Raw genomic sequence first — 18,228 nt, forward strand, 5'->3', positions numbered from 1 at the left:
TGTTATTAAAAAAAGAAAAAAATAAGAGCTATACAACAACATGATATAAATCACATATAATGTTTACATAGCTCTTTTTGTTTTGTGATTTTTTCTTTTTTTAAAATATTTTTTAAAAAAAAGATAAAATTTCATTCTCTATTTTTATTATGTCATAAAAAAATAAAAAAATATATTTTATTTTTAAATTTAATGTAATATGTTTTTATATTTTTTTTTTATAAAGAAAAATTAAGCTTTTTATTTTATGCATTAAACAAAATAAACATTTTTTTTTTATAAATTTCTACTCCTGGTTGATTAAAAGGATTAACATCTAATAGTAAAGCAGAAATAGCACAAGCTTTTTGAAAAAAAAATATTAAATAACCAAAATTATATTCATTTAAACAACTAAAATTAATTTCTAAATTAGGAACATTACCTTCTACATGTGCTATTTGAGTTGATTTTATAATTTTTTGATTAATTTCAGAAAAATATTTGCCAGCTAAATAGTTCATATTATCAAAATTTTGTTCATTTTGCGGAATTAAACAATCATCTTGAATAGAATGAACATTTAATACTGTTTCGAACATTATTTTTGAACCTTCTTGAATGAATTGTCCTAAAGAATGAAGATCTGTAGTATTATGAAGAGATCCTACAAAAAGACCTTTATTGTTTTTTCCTTCGGATTCAGTAAATAATTGTTTTAACCATTCTGAAAAATAGAATAATTGTGGTTCATAATCCACAAATAATTCTATCTTTTTTTGTAATTTAATATGCAAAAGATATCTAATTATAGCATATTTATAAGCAAAATTTTTTTCAATATCTTCATGAATAGTATCTTGAAAAGCTTTTTGGGCTCCTTTGAATATATCTTCTATTTTTAAACCTGCAAAAATAAAAGGTAAAATACCAACACTAGTTAAAATGCTAAATCTCCCCCCAATATTATAAGGAATAATAAATTTTTCATATTTTTCATAATTAGCGATATTGAATAAAGAACTTTTTTCGTCATTACTTGTAGTTATAAAAATTCTTTGTTTTGATTGTTCTTTACCGTATTTATATTCTATTTCATTTTTTAATATTCTAAAAGATAAAGATGTTTCTAAAGTGTTACCGGATTTAGAAATAACATTAATAGCCCAATTTTTTTGTTTTAGATATTGAATTAAATTATTTAGATAAGTGCCTGACATTTGGTATCCTGCAAAAATTATCTCAGTTTGTTTTTTTATATTAAAAGGTTTTTTTAAAAATTCTATTCCTGCCTTAGTTCCTAAAAAAGATCCTCCTATACCTATAACAACTAAAATATCTAATTCTTTTAATTTTTTTTTTATTTTTTTAATTTTTTGAATTTCTTGAAAATTAAATTGAAATGGCAAATCCATCCATCCTAAATATTTTTTTTTTAATGCTTGATTATGGTGAATTTTATTATGTAATTTTTTTAATTTAGGAATAATTTTTTGAGATTCTTTTTTCCAATCTAAAAAATTATTTATTTGATTTATTTTTAAATTAAAAAAAAAATTTTTTTCCACTTTATTCTCCTTTTTTTGTCAAAAAGTCTTTTTTTTTTAAAAAAAAGATAAATATAATCGTTATAATTATTAAAATGATAAAATTACTTAAAAAAGTACTTAAACCAAATTGGGTATAAGATGAAAATTCTAATATTTCTCTTATTTGGTATAAGGTCCAGAAAAAAAATATTCTAGTATTAATTCTTAAAAGATTAATCCAAAAAACAATATTAGCTTTTTTAGTATAAGCGATTATGAAATTTATCATCAAAGAAGCCCAAATAGAAGTTATTAAAGAAGTTTGTTCCCAAAAAATACCAATTGTAAAACCTTTTTTTTCTTCAAAACTTAAAGATTTACCATTTTGAATAATTTTTAATAATTTTTCACCTATAAATTTATTTATTAAAAATCCGAAAATTGCAATAATAAACGTAATGAATAAAACATTTTTAAAAATTTTTAAAGTTTCTTTTTTATTTTTTAAAACTATACTTTGAGAAACCATTAGTGTTTGAGCTTCTTCAAAAGATTGAGAAATAGAATAACAAATTCCATTAATAAGCGACACAAAACCAATAGTAATCATTATTATAGATTCTTTTCCGTAAAAACTATTAGCCATATCTAAAATAACTTTTTTGCCATAATCATAAGTAGTTTTTCCGATTACTATAGTCATAGATAATTTTATAATCTGAAGTATAATATTTTTAGAAAAAGTTATTTTTTTAAGTTGAATTCTAAATTCATTATTAAAATTAAAAAACATATGATAAAAAGCAATTAAAGTAATAATTAAATGAGACCATAAATTTGCATATGCTAAATGTACGACAGAAATATACTTTCCGTAAAAAATTTTATAAAAATAAGAAAAAAATATTTTTGAAATTATAATAATAAGATTTAATATTAATAAAAATTTTTTTTTTCCTTTTGATCTTTCTAAACTAATATATAAAGTATTAATAGTGATAAATACAAAAGTGATTAAAGTGATAAAATAATATTTTAATCCACCATCTGAATGATATGCTTTATTTAGGAAAATATTACAAAAAGGATAAGGTAATAAAACTCCACAATATAAAAATAAAAAAAACAAAAAAGAAATTAAAAGAACTAAAATAAAAGATAAAGTAGCATATTTTATAGCTAATTCTTTTTTGTTTTTTTTATATTCTCTAGCTACTAAAACAATTCCTGCACTACCTAAACCAATACCAATGCTTTGTAGAAATTTCTGTGTTTGTTTCATATAAGAAATAGTTTGTTTAATATTTTTGGTTGTTATTGTTTCTCCTACTACAAAATAATCAATAAAAGAACATAAATGTTGAAATAATAAATATATAGCAATCGGAAATGCCAGAATAATTAAATTAAACCAAATACAATCTTTAATTTTTTTTATGTTTCTAAGAAATTTTATTAATTTAGAAAACTTCATAAAATACCTCTTTTTTAATTTTTTTTTGTTCTTTAAAGATTGAATGTAGTTTTTTAATTAAAAGTTATTTGATTTAATTAAATTTTAAAATATTTAAAATTTAATTAAATTGATTAATGGATTTTTAATTATTTTTGGTTCTAATATTTTTTCTAATGTAAAAAAACATAAATCTCCTTTATAAAAACTTACTCCAACATTATAAATTCCTTTAGATAATAAGTTAACAGCATAATAACCCATTTGAGATGATAAAAATAAATCTTCGGCTGTTGGATTACCTCCTCTTTGTATATGACCCAAAACTTGTACTCTTGTTTCAAAACCGCTATATTTTTCTATTTCTTGAGCTAAATTGACGATATTTAAAATATTTTCAGTAATAATAATAATTAAATGTCTTTTTTGAGAATTATATAAAACTTTAGTTTTTTCTAAAATTTTTTTTTTAGGAATAATATTTTGAGGAGTAATAATAATATCAACTCCTTTGGCAATTCCTCCATATAAAGCTAAATCACCTGTTATTCTACCCATAACTTCTATGATAGTACATCTGTGATGAGAAATAGAAGTATCCCTTATTTTGTCAATAGCATCAGTTATATTATTAACTGCTGTACTGAAACCAATAGTAAAGTCGTTATAATTGATATCATTATCTATAGTGGCTGGAATACCAATACACTTTAACCCTAACCTGCTTAAAAGTAAGGTACCTTGATAAGAACCATTACCTCCAACAACAATAAGTGTTTCAATGTTTTTTTGTTTTAAATTTTGTATACACTTTTGTCTTATATTTTTATCTGTTTTAAATTCTATAAAACGAGAAGTACCTAAGAAGGTTCCAGAAATATTCAATATTCTCGAAGGAAAACTTTTTTCTGTCATTTCTTCTATTTTATTTTTATATAAACCTAAAAATCCATCTTTTATACTATAAACTTTATAATTTTTTTTTTGTGATGTTAAAAAAACAGTTCTAATAACAGAATTCATTCCAGGAGCATCTCCTCCTGAAGTTAAAATTGCTATTTTTTCATATTTTTTTTCTAATTTCATTTTTTTAATAAGCCTCTTTTTTTAACTTTGATTAATAGAACCGAATAATATTAATTTATTTTTAATAGCTTTTTTAATAGATAAAAAACTTGGTTTTAATAATTTTATTGGTTCAAAACCTTTCTTTAATAAATCTTTCCCATCTTCGATATATTTACGTATTGATTTTGCAAAAATCATTTTAAATTCAGTATCAACATTAATTTTAGCTATACCGAGAGAAATAGCTTTTTTGATCATTTGATCAGGAATACCGGTTCCTCCGTGAAGAACTAAAGGAATGTTTTGTTTTGTTTCTTTTTTAATTTGTTCAAGAATTTTAAAATCAAGACCTAACCAATCTGGAGGATATTGTCCATGAAAATTTCCTATACCAATAGCAAGCATATCAATTCCTAATTTTGTTATTTTTAAACATTCTTTTGGATTAGCAATATTTTCTTCTCTGAAAATACCTTCTTCTTCGCCGCCTATACAACCTATTTCAGCTTCTATTAGAATATTTTTTTTTTGACATATTTCTATAAGTTGTTTTGTTTTTGACATATTTATACTAAAATTATAATTACTTCCATCAAACATAATAGAATTAAAACCAGCTTTAATGGCTTTCTCAGAACCTTTAAAAGAACCATGATCTAAATGTAGTATTATAGGAACAGAAATTTTATAAAATTTTTTTAATTCTTTAATTATTGCAACAACTGTTCCAAAACCACCCATATATTTTACACTTTTTTCTGATACACCTACAAATATAGGTGATTTTAATTCTTCAGCAGCTTCTAAAGTAGCTTTAATCCATTCTAGGTTAGTGACATTAATTTGAGCAATAGCATAGTTTTTTTGAAAAGCTTTTCTGATAATCTCTTTATAGAAATACAATTTTAGTTGAAATCCCTTCTTTTTTTATAAAAAACTATATTTAAACTTTTTGAATTTTATGTATAAAATAATTTAAATTATTTTATCAATACATAAAAAAACTATTAGAATTATTTTTTACTTTCATTTAAGGTCTTTTTAATATAATCAACAATGTCTTTAATTTTTTTACATTGTTGTATTTTTTCATCTGTTATTTTTAAATTAAAAATTTTTTCTAACTGAATTACTAATTCTACTGCATCAAAAGAGTCCAAACCTAAATCTTCTTTTAATCTAGTAGATAAATAAATATCTTCTTTTTTGATAGATACTTTTTGTGCAATTATTTCTTGTATTTTTTGAAAAATCATTTTTTTATTTATCCTTTTTAAAAAAATTTTAATTATAATTTATAATTATTATTTTAATAATTATTAAAATAAACTTAAAGTTAATGAATTTATATTTTATAATGTAATTATACTATATTAAATTATTAAATGAATCTTGTTTTATCTAAAAAATTGACTTTTTATATAAAAATGATAGTATCATCATATGTTTTAACATTTTTTAGTAAAAATTTAATAATAATAATTTCATTGAAATCAAATAATTAAACAATTTATTTTACTATTTTTTAGAATTTAAATAAATTAAATAATGATTTTTTTATTATTTAAATGTGATTATATCATAAATAATAGTATATTTTTCTTAAAATAATAATATCTTTTTGAAAATTTTTCAAAAGATAGGAGTTTTAAATTGAAAGTTCAAAAGAAAAACAAGATTAAAATATTTTTTTTAATATTTATATTTTTATTATTAACATTTGGTTCTATTTATGGCATAAGAAGATATTTTTTTTATTTACAAAAGAAAGAAAAAATTAAGTTTATTAAAAATATGCCATCTTTCGAAGTACAAAAAAAAATAACAAAGAAAGATAATGAAAAATTAGAGATTATACCATTATTTTTGCCAAATTTAAATGAACAAAAATATACTCATTTAATTGAAATAGAACATGAAGCTCAATTAAATAAAAATAGTATGGATATACAAATTCCTCTATTTTTGAAAATAAACTATGAGTTTGATACAAATAATACTTTTTATGATCCAGAAAAATATTTTAATTTAAGTATTTTTTTTTATTATCCTCAAGGCTTTAGTAATTTAACGAATTATCAAATTTATGAAGAAAATAAAAAACCTCAATTTTTTTATGATAGTGTTGGTATTGGTAAAATTCAAGTTTTAATTAAAATTGAACAAATCAAAGAAATTAAAAATTATATAGATAAAGAAAATCCAGAACTTTCTTTAATTATTCATTATCATTTAGTTAATCAACAAGATAAAGATTTTGAAAGTGGTGTTAAAACAATTCATAATAATTTAATTTTGAATGTTTAAATAAAAAAAATTTTTACAAAAATTTAAAATATTTTTTATTTAAAAAATAATGTTAAAGAAGAAAACGAAATATAATGATATGTTTAATGATAAAAAAATATTGAAAAATAACAAAATTTATTTGTTGGTTTTATTTTTTTTATTATTTATTTTGGGTATATTTACATGGATAAATTATAAAAATTATATAAGAATAAATACTTTAATAAATGAAGTAAAGGATAAAATAAAATTAGAAACAGAATTAAATCCAATTACGCAAGAGTTATTTTTCCCAAATAATATGCAAATACAAAAAGATAAAAATAATGACGAACAAAACATAATAAAAGAAGAAAAATATTTTTTTAAGCCAATAGATACTAAAAAATTTTTAAATTTTAATGAATTAATTGGTTTTGAAGATGAAATAGAATCATTAGACAATTTTATTGATTTTGTTGCAAATAGAAATAGTGAAAAATATCAAGGGATAGGAAAAGTAGAAGCTCCTTTAGGAATTCTATTTTATGGTGTTCCTGGTACAGGAAAAACTACTTTGGTTAGATCTTTAGCTAAAGAAATTAATTTACCTTTTTTTGAAATATCAAGTTCTTTGTTTTCGCAAAAATATAAAGGAATAGCTCCTCAAATGGTAAGAGATTTATTTCAAAGAGCACGTGAAGTAGCAGAAAAAAAAAATGGTGCTATTATTTTTTTGGATGAATGTGAGACTATTTTTGCTAAATTAAATACTTTAGAAATAGGATCGGAAATTGCTAATGTTGTTAATCAATTTAAAACAGAAATTACTTCTTTTCATAATAATATCCAAAAACCTATTTTTATAATTGGAGCTACAAATCATATTAACCAAATTGATGAAGCTATAAAATCTAGATTTACTTATCATATAGAAATCAAACCCGGAAATAAAAAAGAAAGAGAAGCATTTTTATATTTTATGATTAATAAAAGACAAAATCCTTTCAGTCAGGAAGCTAAAGAATATTTAAAAGTAATTAATGAATTATTAGAAAAATTACCTGTTCAAAAATCTTTTTTTAAAACTAATCGTTCTTTAGAAAATATTTTAAAAACAACTGTTTCTGTTTTTGCTAATAATCGCGAGGATAAGCAAAGTAAAATTTTAAGAAAAGAAATTAATAAAGAAGATTTAAAAAAAGCTGTTAAAAAGGTAATTGATTTAGAAAATATATCTGATCTTTTAGATAAAATAGAACAACAACAATTGAACAATAATATTTAAAAATATTTTATTTAGTAAATCTTAAACAAAATAATTTGATTAAATTAACGATAAAAAAATCTCAAATTTTAATTTAGATTTTAATAAAAATTGAAAATATTTTTTTATGTGATAAAATTTTTTTTAAAGTAAGGAAAAAAGGAGAGAAAATTATCAATAATGTTTTTAATTAAGAAAGAAAAAATAAAAAGAATAATTGTTGTAGTCAATTTATTAATAGTTATGGTAAATTTTTTTTTATTAAACAATAAAAAAGTAATTGCAATGAATGTAGATAATAACGAATCAACAGCAAGTTCGTCGTATTCTGATGAGTTAGTATTAAATGTTTATGATAAAGCAACGTTTTCATCACATACAAATAATGTTTTTGGTTATAAACCCGATGATCAATCATTTTATGAAGATTTAAAAATTATTAATAAAAAAATGTTAAATAAAACTTTAAATATTAATTCTATAGAAGAATTCAAAAATAAATATAATACAATTAGGATTAGTTTTTTTTTATATTTAACTTTTAATCAATATTACAACTATATTTTAGGATCAAATTTAAATCCTTATCCTCATTATAAAAAAATTTGTTCAGAAACTCATGAAGTAGCAGTATCTGATCTAAAAACAGAAATAATAGATGGATTTTTACAATTAAATCTTCCTGATGTTATCGAAGATAAACAAAAAGAAAGAAAAATTTTGAATTATATTTATGATTTTCAAAGAGGAGAAGAAATTAGTTCAGAAATAGATGCAAGAATTAATGCTAAAAATCTTTTTATGATTTTGTTAGATTCGTTGAATATAAAAGAAGTACAAAATGATAGAGGAAAAAAACAAATTTTTTTAGGTTGTAAATTAGAAACTTTTTCTTTTGTAGAAAACACTTGTTATGCTTTTAAATTTGATTTTAGGCTAGAAGGGATTAGCTTTCGATAAAATATTATTAATATTTGATTATTAAAGAATATTTTTTTAAAAAATTTTAAAAAATTAAATTTTTTTTTGTTAAGTAATAAATCAGTTTTTTCAAATTATCTTAAAATAGAATTTTTTAACTAAAAAATATTTGTTTTAAAAATTTTTTTATTAAAAAAGAAGTAGAAATTTAATTTTGGTTTTTATATTGTTTTTAAAAAAAAAGTAGCTAATTTTTATTATTTTTTTTTATAATTGACTATTTTTTGTTCTAATACGGATAGTAAATTTTTAAAGTTGCTAAAAAGAAAAGAATATTCAATATATTTATGATATATTTTGGAGATGGATAATTTAGTAATTTTTTATATATTTTTAAAATGATATTTTAGATAATAATTATTCTTTTAAAAAATATTATTTAATTATTAAATTATTTTTTATATAATTATTTTGCCGATTTTGTATAATAAAAAATTTTTTTAGAGGTCATTTAGTTTTTTATATTTTATTTTTATAGTTATTAAAATCATAAAGAAGATGAATATTTTTTTAAAAAGATATATTAAAATATTTTTTTGATTTTATTTTTTAAATATATAATAAAATATTTTTAAAATTATTTTGATATCAATAATATTATATGTTAAAATAATTAATATGTATTTTATAATATTAGATTTAAAATGAGGAAATTTATTATGAAAAATAAAAAACAACCTAAAATGTATGAGATAGAAGTTGTTTGCGATACTTGTAAAGAAAAGCATAAAATAGGAACAACGGTTACTAAAATGAAAATAGATACTTGTTCTAATTGTGATTCTTTTTATAATAATACTCAAGAATTTATAACTGTAGCAGGACAAGTAGATAAATTTAATAAAAAATATAATTATACTCTTCATAAAAAAGAAAAAAAAGAAGAAAATAAAAATGATAAGAAATAAAAAAATATTGTTATTTAATTTTTTTAAATATTAAATATAGAATATGAAAGGTTTTTAAAAATGATTTTCAATAATAAAGGTTTTATAGAAGTGATTTGTGGTCCTATGTTTTCTGGTAAAACTACAGCATTAATAGCGAAAATTAATTTTTTAAAGTCTAATAATATTGATTTTTTAGTTTTTAAGCCCATTATTGATAAACGTTATTCTATAAAAAAAGAATTAGTTACTCATGATTTAATTACTTTCCCTTCTTTAGTAGTTCATAATAGCGATGAAATATTAGATTTTGTAAATAAAAATAAAAATAATTTTGATACTTTATTTATAGATGAAGCACAATTTTTTGATAGTAATATTGAAAAAATTTTAAATAATTTATCTTTTAAAGGTATTAATATTGTTATTAGTGGTTTAGAATTAGATTTTTGTGCTCGCCCTTTTGGTTCTATGCCTTATTTTTTATCAATTGCTGATAAGGTAACTAAATTAAAAGCTACTTGTATGGTTTGTAAAAAAGAAGCTTCCAGGACTCAAAGAATTATGCAAAACGGTAATTTACCAAGTTCCAAAGACAAGGTCGTTTTAGTTGGAGGTTTAAATTTTCATGAACCTCGTTGCAAGCAATGTCATATTTTTTTATAAATTTAATTAAAATAAATAATTTAATCAATATAAAATATGGTATATAAAAAAATTTTTTTTATGAAAGAAGCTTTAAAAGAAGCTCAAAAAGCCTTTTTAAAAAATGAGGTACCTATAGGCGCTGTTGCTGTTTTAAAAGATAAAATTGTAGCTAGAGCTCATAATAATATTGAAAACAAAAAGTTATTTTTTGCTCATGCTGAGTTTTTGGTTTTAAGTAAATTGAATCAGAAAATAAAAAATTATAAATTTGAAGAAATAAGTATTTATACAACTTTAGAACCTTGTATAATGTGTATAGGAGCTTTAATTCAAGCAAGAATTAAAAAATTATATTATGGTGCTAGTAATTTTAAATCGGGTTTTATAGAGCATTTTAATATAAAATTTTCTAAATTAAATACTTGTTCTTTTAAAAATATATTTATTCAATCTGGATGTTTATCTGAAGAAAGTTCAATTATTTTGAAGAAATTTTTTTTAAATCTTAGAAAAAATAATTAAATTTGATATAATTATTTATTTTAATTTAAACTTTTTCTAAAGTTATTATTCAATTAAAGACAAATAAATCTGGTCAGGTCTTAATTGAAGCATCCATAAGTTTGAATTTAATGTGAATAATAACTTTAGAAGAAGTTTAAATATTAATTTTTAAAAAATAAGAAAGAGTTGAATTTTAGATGTTAAAAAAAATTTTTTATAAAAAATATAAAATTCAACTCTTTCCTTTTATTTTTAAAAATATTCAAGGAGACTCTTTTAAACAAGAAGAATTTTTTTTAAATCAACAAAAAAAGAGAATTGAGTTTTTTTTTCTTCATCAAAGTAAATATAATAATTATTTTTTAGAAATGAATCAATTTGTTATTTGGACTATTGAAGGAGATATATGTCGAGTTCTTATTGAAAAAGATTATTATAATCAATTTAAAGAATTATATCAAAAAGAAATTAATATTTTTTATGCTAATTTTCTTTATAGTTTATTAGAAAAACGTAGAGATTTGATATATATAGATTTTTTGTTAATTTTTAATTTTATTTGTTTTACTTTATTTTTTGCTTTAATGATAAAAATATTTATTAATTATTTTAAATTTTGGTTTTTTTTATTTATTTTTTTTATATTTTTTGTTGTTATTTTTATTTATTTTCGCAAAAAACGAAATGATTTTTTTTATAAATTTAAAAAAGAATCTTTTTTAAAAACTATTAAAAAAACTAAAGTTTTATTAGGCGAAGAAAAATTTGAAAGTATATTAAAAAAACAAAATTTTTTTAGTTTAAATTTAAAGAAAAAATAGAAAACAAATTTTTTAAAAAAATGGAGATGCGAAACGAATGATTTATGACAGTATTATTGTTGGGGGCGGTCATGCAGGTGTAGAAGCGGCTTTTATATTATCTAAAAATCATAAAACTTTATTGATTACGGGAAAATTAGAACAAATAGCTTTTTTACCATGTAATCCTTCTATCGGTGGTCCAGCTAAAGGTGTTGTTGTTAGAGAAATAGAAGCTTTAGGAGGTTTGATGGGTAAAGCAACTGATTTATCCCAAATTCAAATAAAAATGTTAAATACATCAAAAGGTCCTGCTGTTAGAAGTTTAAGAGCTCAAATAGATAAAATAGAATATCCTAAGATAATATTAAAATTTTTAAAAAAACGTTCTAATTTATTTTTTTTAGAAGGTTTAGTTAAAAATTTAATTATTGAAAAAAATATAGTAAAAGGAGTAAAATTAATTAATAATACTTATGTTTATTCCAAAACTGTTATTTTAACTACAGGAACATATTTATCAAGTCAAATTTTAATTGGAAAAAAGAGAATTAATTTAGGCCCTAATAATTCACCTACTGTATATGATATTAGTCACCAGTTAAAGGAAAAATATGGTTTTGAAATTATACGTTTAAAAACAGGTACTCCGCCAAGAGTTAAAAAAAATACTATAGATTATAGTCAAACCAAAATTCAAGAAGGAGATAAATTTCTTCAAACTTTTAGTTCTCCATCTATTATTAAAAAATTAGGTATTCAACAACCTTGTTTTTTAGTTCATACTAATCAATATACTCATGAATTAATAAAAAAAAATTTAGATAAATCTCCTATGTACAATGGTAATATCAAAAGTAAAGGACCTCGTTATTGTCCTTCGATAGAAGATAAAGTGGTGAGATTTTGTAATAAAGAAAGACATCAAATTTTTATCGAACCAGAAAGTTTGCAATCAGAAGAAATGTATTTGCAAGGACTTTCTACTAGTATGCCAGAAGAAGTTCAACATGAAATTTTAAAAACTATTCCAGCTTTAAAAAAAGCAAAAATTACTAAATATGCTTATGCTATTGAATATGATGCTTTTAATCCTAATCAGTTGAAATATAATTTAGAAACTAAAAAAATTAAAAATTTATTTTTTGCTGGACAGATTAATGGTACTAGCGGTTATGAAGAAGCTGCTTGCCAAGGTTTGATGGCAGGAATAAATGCTAGTTTAAGCATACAACAAAAAGATATGTTCGTATTAAGTAGAAAAGAAGCTTATATTGGTGTTTTAATTGATGATTTAATTAACAAAGGAGCTCAAGAACCTTATCGTTTATTAACTTCAAGAGCGGAATTTCGTTTACTTTTAAGACATGATAATGCTGATTTAAGATTAACACATTATTCATATAATATGGGTTTAATAGAAAAAGATATTTATGATAAAGTAGAAGAAAAACGTAAAATTATTAATTTTTTAAAAGAAAAATTAAAAAAAGTTATTATTTTACCCAATGAAAAAAATCTATCTTTTTTAAAAAAAAATAATTCTTCTTTGATTAAAGAAAGTATTAATTTATATCAATTATTAAAAAGAACAGAAATTAATATGAATGCTTTAAATTTTTTTCTTAATCAAAAGTATGAAACAGAAATATTAGAACAATTAATAATTCAAATTAAATATGAAGATTATATTTTAAAAGCTGAAAAAGAAGCAGAAAAATTAATTTTTTTAGAAAAAAAAATAATACCTAATAATATTAATTATGCTGATATCAATAATTTATCTATGGAAGCTAAAGAAAAATTGAATTTAATTAAACCTAATAATTTAGGACAAGCATCTAGAATTTTAGGAATTAGTCCTTCTGATATTTCAATTTTAAATATTTATTTAAAAAGATATCATTATGTTTTATAATAATTTACTAAAAGAAAGTTTTTTTTTAAGTAATTTTCAACTAAAACAATTAGAAAAATATTATTTTTTTTTAAAAAGTTATAGTAATAAAATCAATTTAACTTCTTTGTTATCTGAAAAAGAAGTTTATTTAAAGCATTTTTATGATTCTTTTTTAGTTTCTAAAATAATTAATTTAATAAAATTTGAACATTTATGTGATTTAGGTACAGGGGCTGGTTTTCCAGGAATTCCATTAAAAATTTTATATCCTCATTTAAAAGTTTTTTTATTAGAATCTATTAGTAAAAAAATAATTTTTTTAAAAAAACTTGTTTCAATATTGAATTTATCTAATATTTTTATTTTTCATCATAGAATAGAAGAACACAAAAATAAATATAATTTTATTATAACAAGATCATTAGGAAAAATGGATGTTATTTTTAAATTATCTTCTTTAGTAATAAAAAAAAAAGGATATTTAATAGCTATGAAAGGACCAAATTATATAGAAGAATTAAAAAATATTAAAAAAAAATTTTCTTTTCATTTAAAAAAAAAAAAAAAATCTGAATTACCATTTAATTTAGGTAAAAGAGTAAATTTATTATTTCAAAAAAAATAAATATTTCATTTTAATATTAATTAAATTATTATTTTAATACATAAAATTTGTTATATTTTAGTAATTTAACTTATTTACAATTTCTTTAGCTTTAATAAATAAATTATAAAAATCTAAACATTTTTGATACATTTCTTTAATAAAGGAAATATTTCTTTCTACTTCTTGTATTTTAGCATTTTGATAAGTATGATATACTAAAAAAAATGCTTTTTCCGCATCGGAACAATATAATTGAGCTTGTATTTGAGCATAATAAAATATAGGAATTTTATTATTCATAAAAAAATTTTTCCAAGTAGCACTATTATGAGAAAACGGACATTTTATTTCTAATATAGTTTGAGATTTTTCATGCCAACCATCTAAAGATGCAGATAAAAATTCTTTAACACAAACTATAGGAGTGAAATTAGTTTTATTTATTTCATTAAAAAAATTTCTCGCTTCTGGTTCTAAATATCTTCCATGTTTCATAGCAAAATTATCTTCTATTTTTTCACCAAAAAGTTTTCTTTTAAAAAGTGTTTTTTTGTTATCAAAAGGATTTAAATCCATAATTGTAGCAACTTCCGAAGCATTAATATATTTTTTTCTATGTTTATGCCAATTATCAGAGTTTTGTTCTAATTTTAAATAATTCATTGAATTAATAATTAATATCCTTTCTTTTTTTATTTGATTCTTATTTTAAAAAAATTTTTTTAAATTTTGAATTGAATAATAAAATTATAAATATTTTTTATTAATTTTTATTTTTCAAATTGACTTTCAAAAAGATTATAATAAAATCCTTTTTGTTTTAATAGTTCCGTATGTTTTCCTTTTTCAATAATTACACCATTTTGTAAAACAATAATAACATCAGCGTTAATAATAGTCGATAAACGATGAGCAATAATAAAAGAAGTCCTATTTTTAAATAATTTTTGAATAGAATTTTGAATAACTAATTCCATTTGTGTATCAATAGTTGAAGTAGCTTCATCTAAAATTAGAATAGAAGGGTTACGTAATAAAATACGTGTTATAGTAATTAATTGTTTTTCTCCTTGTGATAAATTTTCAGCTCCTTCTTTAATTATAGTTTGATAACCATCTTTTTTATTTACGATAAATTTATGTAATTCAGTTTTTTTAGACACTTCTATAACTTCTTTTTCTGTAGCGTTGATACTGCCATATTTGATGTTTTCTAAAATAGTTCCGTTAAATAACCAAATTTCTTGAAAAACTATTCCCAAAATTTTTCTTAAATTTTGGTTTTTTATTTTAGTTATATCTTTTCCATCAATAGTAATTTTTCCTTCATTTGCTTTATAAAATCTGGTTAATAAATTAATCATAGTTGTTTTTCCAGATCCAGTAGGTCCTACAATAGCTATCATTTTATGTTTTTCAATGGATAAGTTAATATTTTTAAGAATAAGATTATGATAATCATAACCGAAATTGACATTTTGAAATTTAACATATCCTTCTACTTTATCTAAAGTAATTATATTATCTTCTGCTTCTTCGTATTCAGATAGAAATGTGAAAATTCTATGAGCAGCAGCTTTTGTAGATTGTAAAATAACAAAAGCTTGACTTAAATCATTAATAGGATTAGATAAACGCCAAACATATTGAGTAAAAATTTGAAAAGTGGAAAATTGAATAGTAGTAAAACCTAATTTTAACAAAAAAGGGTTTAAATTTTCTTTCATTAATAAAAATCCTAAAATGATCATTATAGCTAATATTAGATAAGTGAAAAAGTAAATGATAGAAATTGCTGAACCAGTTAATAAATTAGATTTAAAAATTAAATTAGACAAATCATTAGTTTGTTTTTGAAACTCTTTAAAAATATTTTTTTGTTGATTATATAAAATTATTTCTTTATGACCAAGATATTTTTCTTGTAAAAAACCATTATACTCACCTGTTTTTTCGAATCTTTGTATAAAAAGTATACGGGATTTTTTATTTATAAAAAAAATAGTTGTTAGAGAAGCAGGAATCATTAAAGATACAATTATTCCTATACGTAAATTTAACCATAACATTAAACTAACTATTATTGTTAAACTAAAAAAAGAAGAAATAATAGAAGAAAAAGTCTGTTGTAATCCATTGGATATTGTTTCCATATCAGTATTTATTCTACTCATGATATTACCTATAGTATTTTTATCAAAATATTGTATTGGTAATTTATGAATTTTTTTATGAAGTTTTTGTCTAATATTCCCTAAAGCTTGATGAATTGATGAAATTAATAATTTGTTATAAATAAATTTGCCTGTTGTGCAAATAATATATAAAATAAAATTGAAAAATAAATATATAAAAATAGTTTTTTTATATTGAAACATACTATTATTTATAGAATGAGCGTTATTTCTAATATAATCTATAATGTAACGTCCTTCAAAAATAGGTATGTAAGAACTTATAATAGCGAAAATAATAACTAGTAAAATACTAATAATTATTTTTTTTTTAAAAGGTTTTAAAAAATAAAAAAAAATTTGATTCATTGTAAAACCTCTTTTATTTTTTGTGAAAAAGCAATATTTTGATAAACTTTGCATTTTTTCATTAATTCTTCATGTTTACCTATATTTATGATTTTTCCATCTTCTAATACTATTATTTGGTCTGCTGTTAAAATAGAATTTAATCTTTGTGCGATAATTATCACAATAGAATCTTTTTTTTGCTTGAAAAAAGTTTTTCTAATCGCTAAATCTGTTTTATAATCTAAAGCAGAAAAAGAGTCATCAAAAATATAAACATCAGGATTTTTCAAAAATGCTCTTGTTAAAGAAAGTCTTTGTTTTTGTCCTCCTGATAAATTTAAACCTAATTCACTAATTTTTTCTTTTAATTGGTTTTTTTGGCTTTGGATAAATTCATATACTTGTGCTATTTTAGATTTTTCTAGCATTTCTTCTTCTGATGCTGTTTCTTTGCCGAACAATAAATTACTGAAAATTGTTCCTTTAAATAAAATATTTTTTTGCGGAACAAATCCAATTTTTTCTCTTAATTTGTGGATATTATAATTAATGATATTTATACCATTAATTTTTATTTTACCTTGAGTTGGTTCTATGAGACGTGGTATTAAATTTATTAAAGTAGTTTTTCCTGAGCCAGTCGCTCCAACAAAAGCTATTAATTCTGAAAAATTAGCTTTAAAATTAATATTTTTTAAAATTAATTTATTAGAATTAGGATATTTAAAATCAACATTTTTAAATTCTATTGTTTTTATTTTTTTTAATATTTTAGTTTTATGAGAGTTATTTTCTATATCAGTATTCATATTGATTATTTTTTCGATATTTTTAGTACAAATTAAGGTTTTAGGAAACATCATAAATAATAATAAAAAATTTAAAATTGAAAATAAAACGTGATATTGCGCATTTAAACAGTTATAAAGATCTCCTAATTTAAATAATTGTGTCCCATTTAAAAAATTTTCTTTAATTAAGATAGCTCCTGTTCCTGTTGTTAAAATAATAGAAATATTTAATAGAAGATAAAATAATGGTTCAATAGAAACCATAGATGTAAAAAATTTAATAATTAAATCGCTATATTTCGAATTTACTTTTTGAAATTTATTTTCTTCATATTTTTCTTGATTTAAACTTTTTATTACTTTGACGCCTATAATATTTTCTCGAATAATAGCGTTGATTTTTTCTGCTTCTTTTTGTTGTTTTATTGACAAATGATAATTTTTTTTAACTAAAAAAAATAACATTAATATAAAGAAAGGCATAGTAGCAAAAACAATAAACCATATTTTAATAGAAATAAAATAAATTAAAACTAAAGAAATAATTAACATAACAGGAGAAATGACTGCCGCTTTATAAAAAGTAGTCATAAAGCTCATGATTTGATAAATATTATTAGTGCTACGATTCATAAGAACAGAAATACTAGTATTATGCATTTGTGTAATTGAAAATTTTTGTATTTTGCTAAAAATTTCACTACTTAATTCTTTAAAAATAAGGGATGAAATTTTGGCGGAACAAAAATTAATCAATAAATAACCAATAAAAGCTAAAATTACTAAAGAAGATAAAATGAATATTATTTTAGAAAAATTATTTTTTATATAGTTAGCATTATCATCAATAACGTATTTTCCTATTATGTAGGGTATTAAGATTTCTCCACAAGAAATCAGTAAAATAGCTATAATGTTTAATAGAACAAATTTTTTATATTTAAAAAAATATTTAAAAATCATTTTCATATAATTTAATAATAAATTTCTTTCTTCTCTAAAAAATAAAATAGATGGAGAA

At 20.3% G+C, this 18,228-nt stretch carries 17 protein-coding genes; 9 read left to right on the forward strand and 8 right to left on the reverse strand.

Going from position 1 to position 18,228, the window contains the following annotated elements:
• Window positions 1-245: 245 nt before the first annotated feature.
• The 5 genes from DH96_RS00425 to acpP form a co-directional block, all read right to left on the reverse strand.
• Window positions 246-1,547 (reverse strand): glucose-6-phosphate isomerase, encoded by a 1,302-nt coding sequence (locus DH96_RS00425; RefSeq protein WP_066539900.1) that lies wholly within the window; start codon window positions 1,545-1,547, stop codon window positions 246-248.
• A 1-nt stretch (window position 1,548) separates the two neighbouring features.
• Window positions 1,549-2,982, reverse strand: coding sequence for an MATE family efflux transporter (locus DH96_RS00430; RefSeq protein WP_066539904.1), 1,434 nt, complete (start codon window positions 2,980-2,982; stop codon window positions 1,549-1,551).
• 93 nt (window positions 2,983-3,075) lie between these two features.
• Window positions 3,076-4,047 (reverse strand): ATP-dependent 6-phosphofructokinase, encoded by a 972-nt coding sequence (locus DH96_RS00435; RefSeq protein ID WP_066539906.1) that lies wholly within the window; start codon window positions 4,045-4,047, stop codon window positions 3,076-3,078.
• Between the two features lie 21 nt (window positions 4,048-4,068).
• Window positions 4,069-4,932, reverse strand: coding sequence for a class II fructose-bisphosphate aldolase (locus tag DH96_RS00440; protein WP_066539908.1), 864 nt, complete (start codon window positions 4,930-4,932; stop codon window positions 4,069-4,071).
• 110 nt (window positions 4,933-5,042) lie between these two features.
• Window positions 5,043-5,285 (reverse strand): acyl carrier protein, encoded by a 243-nt coding sequence (gene acpP / locus DH96_RS00445; RefSeq protein ID WP_066539910.1) that lies wholly within the window; start codon window positions 5,283-5,285, stop codon window positions 5,043-5,045.
• A gap of 397 nt (window positions 5,286-5,682) precedes the next feature.
• Between acpP and DH96_RS00450 the strand changes: the two genes are divergently transcribed.
• From DH96_RS00450 to rsmG, 9 genes are all read left to right on the forward strand, one after another.
• Entirely contained in the window at window positions 5,683-6,336 is a 654-nt protein-coding gene (locus tag DH96_RS00450) for a hypothetical protein (RefSeq protein WP_066539912.1), read from the forward strand.
• A gap of 49 nt (window positions 6,337-6,385) precedes the next feature.
• Window positions 6,386-7,585 carry an AAA family ATPase gene (locus DH96_RS00455; RefSeq protein WP_245927099.1) on the forward strand — a complete coding sequence of 400 codons (1,200 nt, stop codon included), beginning with the start codon at window positions 6,386-6,388 and terminating at the stop codon, window positions 7,583-7,585.
• A gap of 159 nt (window positions 7,586-7,744) precedes the next feature.
• Window positions 7,745-8,524, forward strand: a complete 780-nt coding sequence (locus tag DH96_RS00460) for a hypothetical protein (protein WP_066539917.1) — start codon at window positions 7,745-7,747, stop codon at window positions 8,522-8,524.
• Between the two features lie 680 nt (window positions 8,525-9,204).
• On the forward strand, window positions 9,205-9,453 hold the full coding sequence (gene rpmE / locus DH96_RS00465; RefSeq protein WP_066539920.1) for a 50S ribosomal protein L31: 249 nt from the start codon (window positions 9,205-9,207) through the stop codon (window positions 9,451-9,453).
• A gap of 60 nt (window positions 9,454-9,513) precedes the next feature.
• Window positions 9,514-10,098 carry a thymidine kinase gene (locus tag DH96_RS00470; RefSeq protein ID WP_066539922.1) on the forward strand — a complete coding sequence of 195 codons (585 nt, stop codon included), beginning with the start codon at window positions 9,514-9,516 and terminating at the stop codon, window positions 10,096-10,098.
• Window positions 10,099-10,134: 36 nt separating this feature from the next.
• Window positions 10,135-10,602 carry a nucleoside deaminase gene (locus DH96_RS00475; protein ID WP_066539924.1) on the forward strand — a complete coding sequence of 156 codons (468 nt, stop codon included), beginning with the start codon at window positions 10,135-10,137 and terminating at the stop codon, window positions 10,600-10,602.
• A 179-nt stretch (window positions 10,603-10,781) separates the two neighbouring features.
• A complete protein-coding gene (locus tag DH96_RS00480; protein ID WP_066539931.1) occupies window positions 10,782-11,405 on the forward strand; it encodes a hypothetical protein in 624 nt (207 codons plus the stop codon).
• A 37-nt stretch (window positions 11,406-11,442) separates the two neighbouring features.
• Complete coding sequence (gene mnmG / locus DH96_RS00485; RefSeq protein ID WP_066539933.1) at window positions 11,443-13,302, forward strand: tRNA uridine-5-carboxymethylaminomethyl(34) synthesis enzyme MnmG; 1,860 nt, start codon at window positions 11,443-11,445, stop codon at window positions 13,300-13,302.
• On the forward strand, window positions 13,292-13,909 hold the full coding sequence (gene rsmG / locus DH96_RS00490; protein WP_066539936.1) for a 16S rRNA (guanine(527)-N(7))-methyltransferase RsmG: 618 nt from the start codon (window positions 13,292-13,294) through the stop codon (window positions 13,907-13,909). Before mnmG ends, rsmG begins: the two co-directional genes overlap by 11 nt.
• A 57-nt stretch (window positions 13,910-13,966) precedes the next feature.
• Here the strand turns inward: rsmG and DH96_RS00495 are convergent, their stop codons facing one another.
• The 3 genes from DH96_RS00495 to DH96_RS00505 form a co-directional block, all read right to left on the reverse strand.
• Window positions 13,967-14,554 carry a lambda-exonuclease family protein gene (locus DH96_RS00495; RefSeq protein ID WP_066539938.1) on the reverse strand — a complete coding sequence of 196 codons (588 nt, stop codon included), beginning with the start codon at window positions 14,552-14,554 and terminating at the stop codon, window positions 13,967-13,969.
• Between the two features lie 107 nt (window positions 14,555-14,661).
• Entirely contained in the window at window positions 14,662-16,434 is a 1,773-nt protein-coding gene (locus DH96_RS00500; protein WP_066539994.1) for an ABC transporter ATP-binding protein, read from the reverse strand.
• Entirely contained in the window at window positions 16,431-18,176 is a 1,746-nt protein-coding gene (locus DH96_RS00505; RefSeq protein WP_066539941.1) for an ABC transporter ATP-binding protein, read from the reverse strand. Before DH96_RS00505 ends, DH96_RS00500 begins: the two co-directional genes overlap by 4 nt.
• Window positions 18,177-18,228: the final 52 nt, after the last annotated feature.

It is taken from the genome of Candidatus Phytoplasma oryzae (assembly GCF_003263355.1).
Lineage (GTDB): Bacteria > Bacillota_I > Bacilli_A > Acholeplasmatales > Acholeplasmataceae > Phytoplasma > Phytoplasma oryzae_B.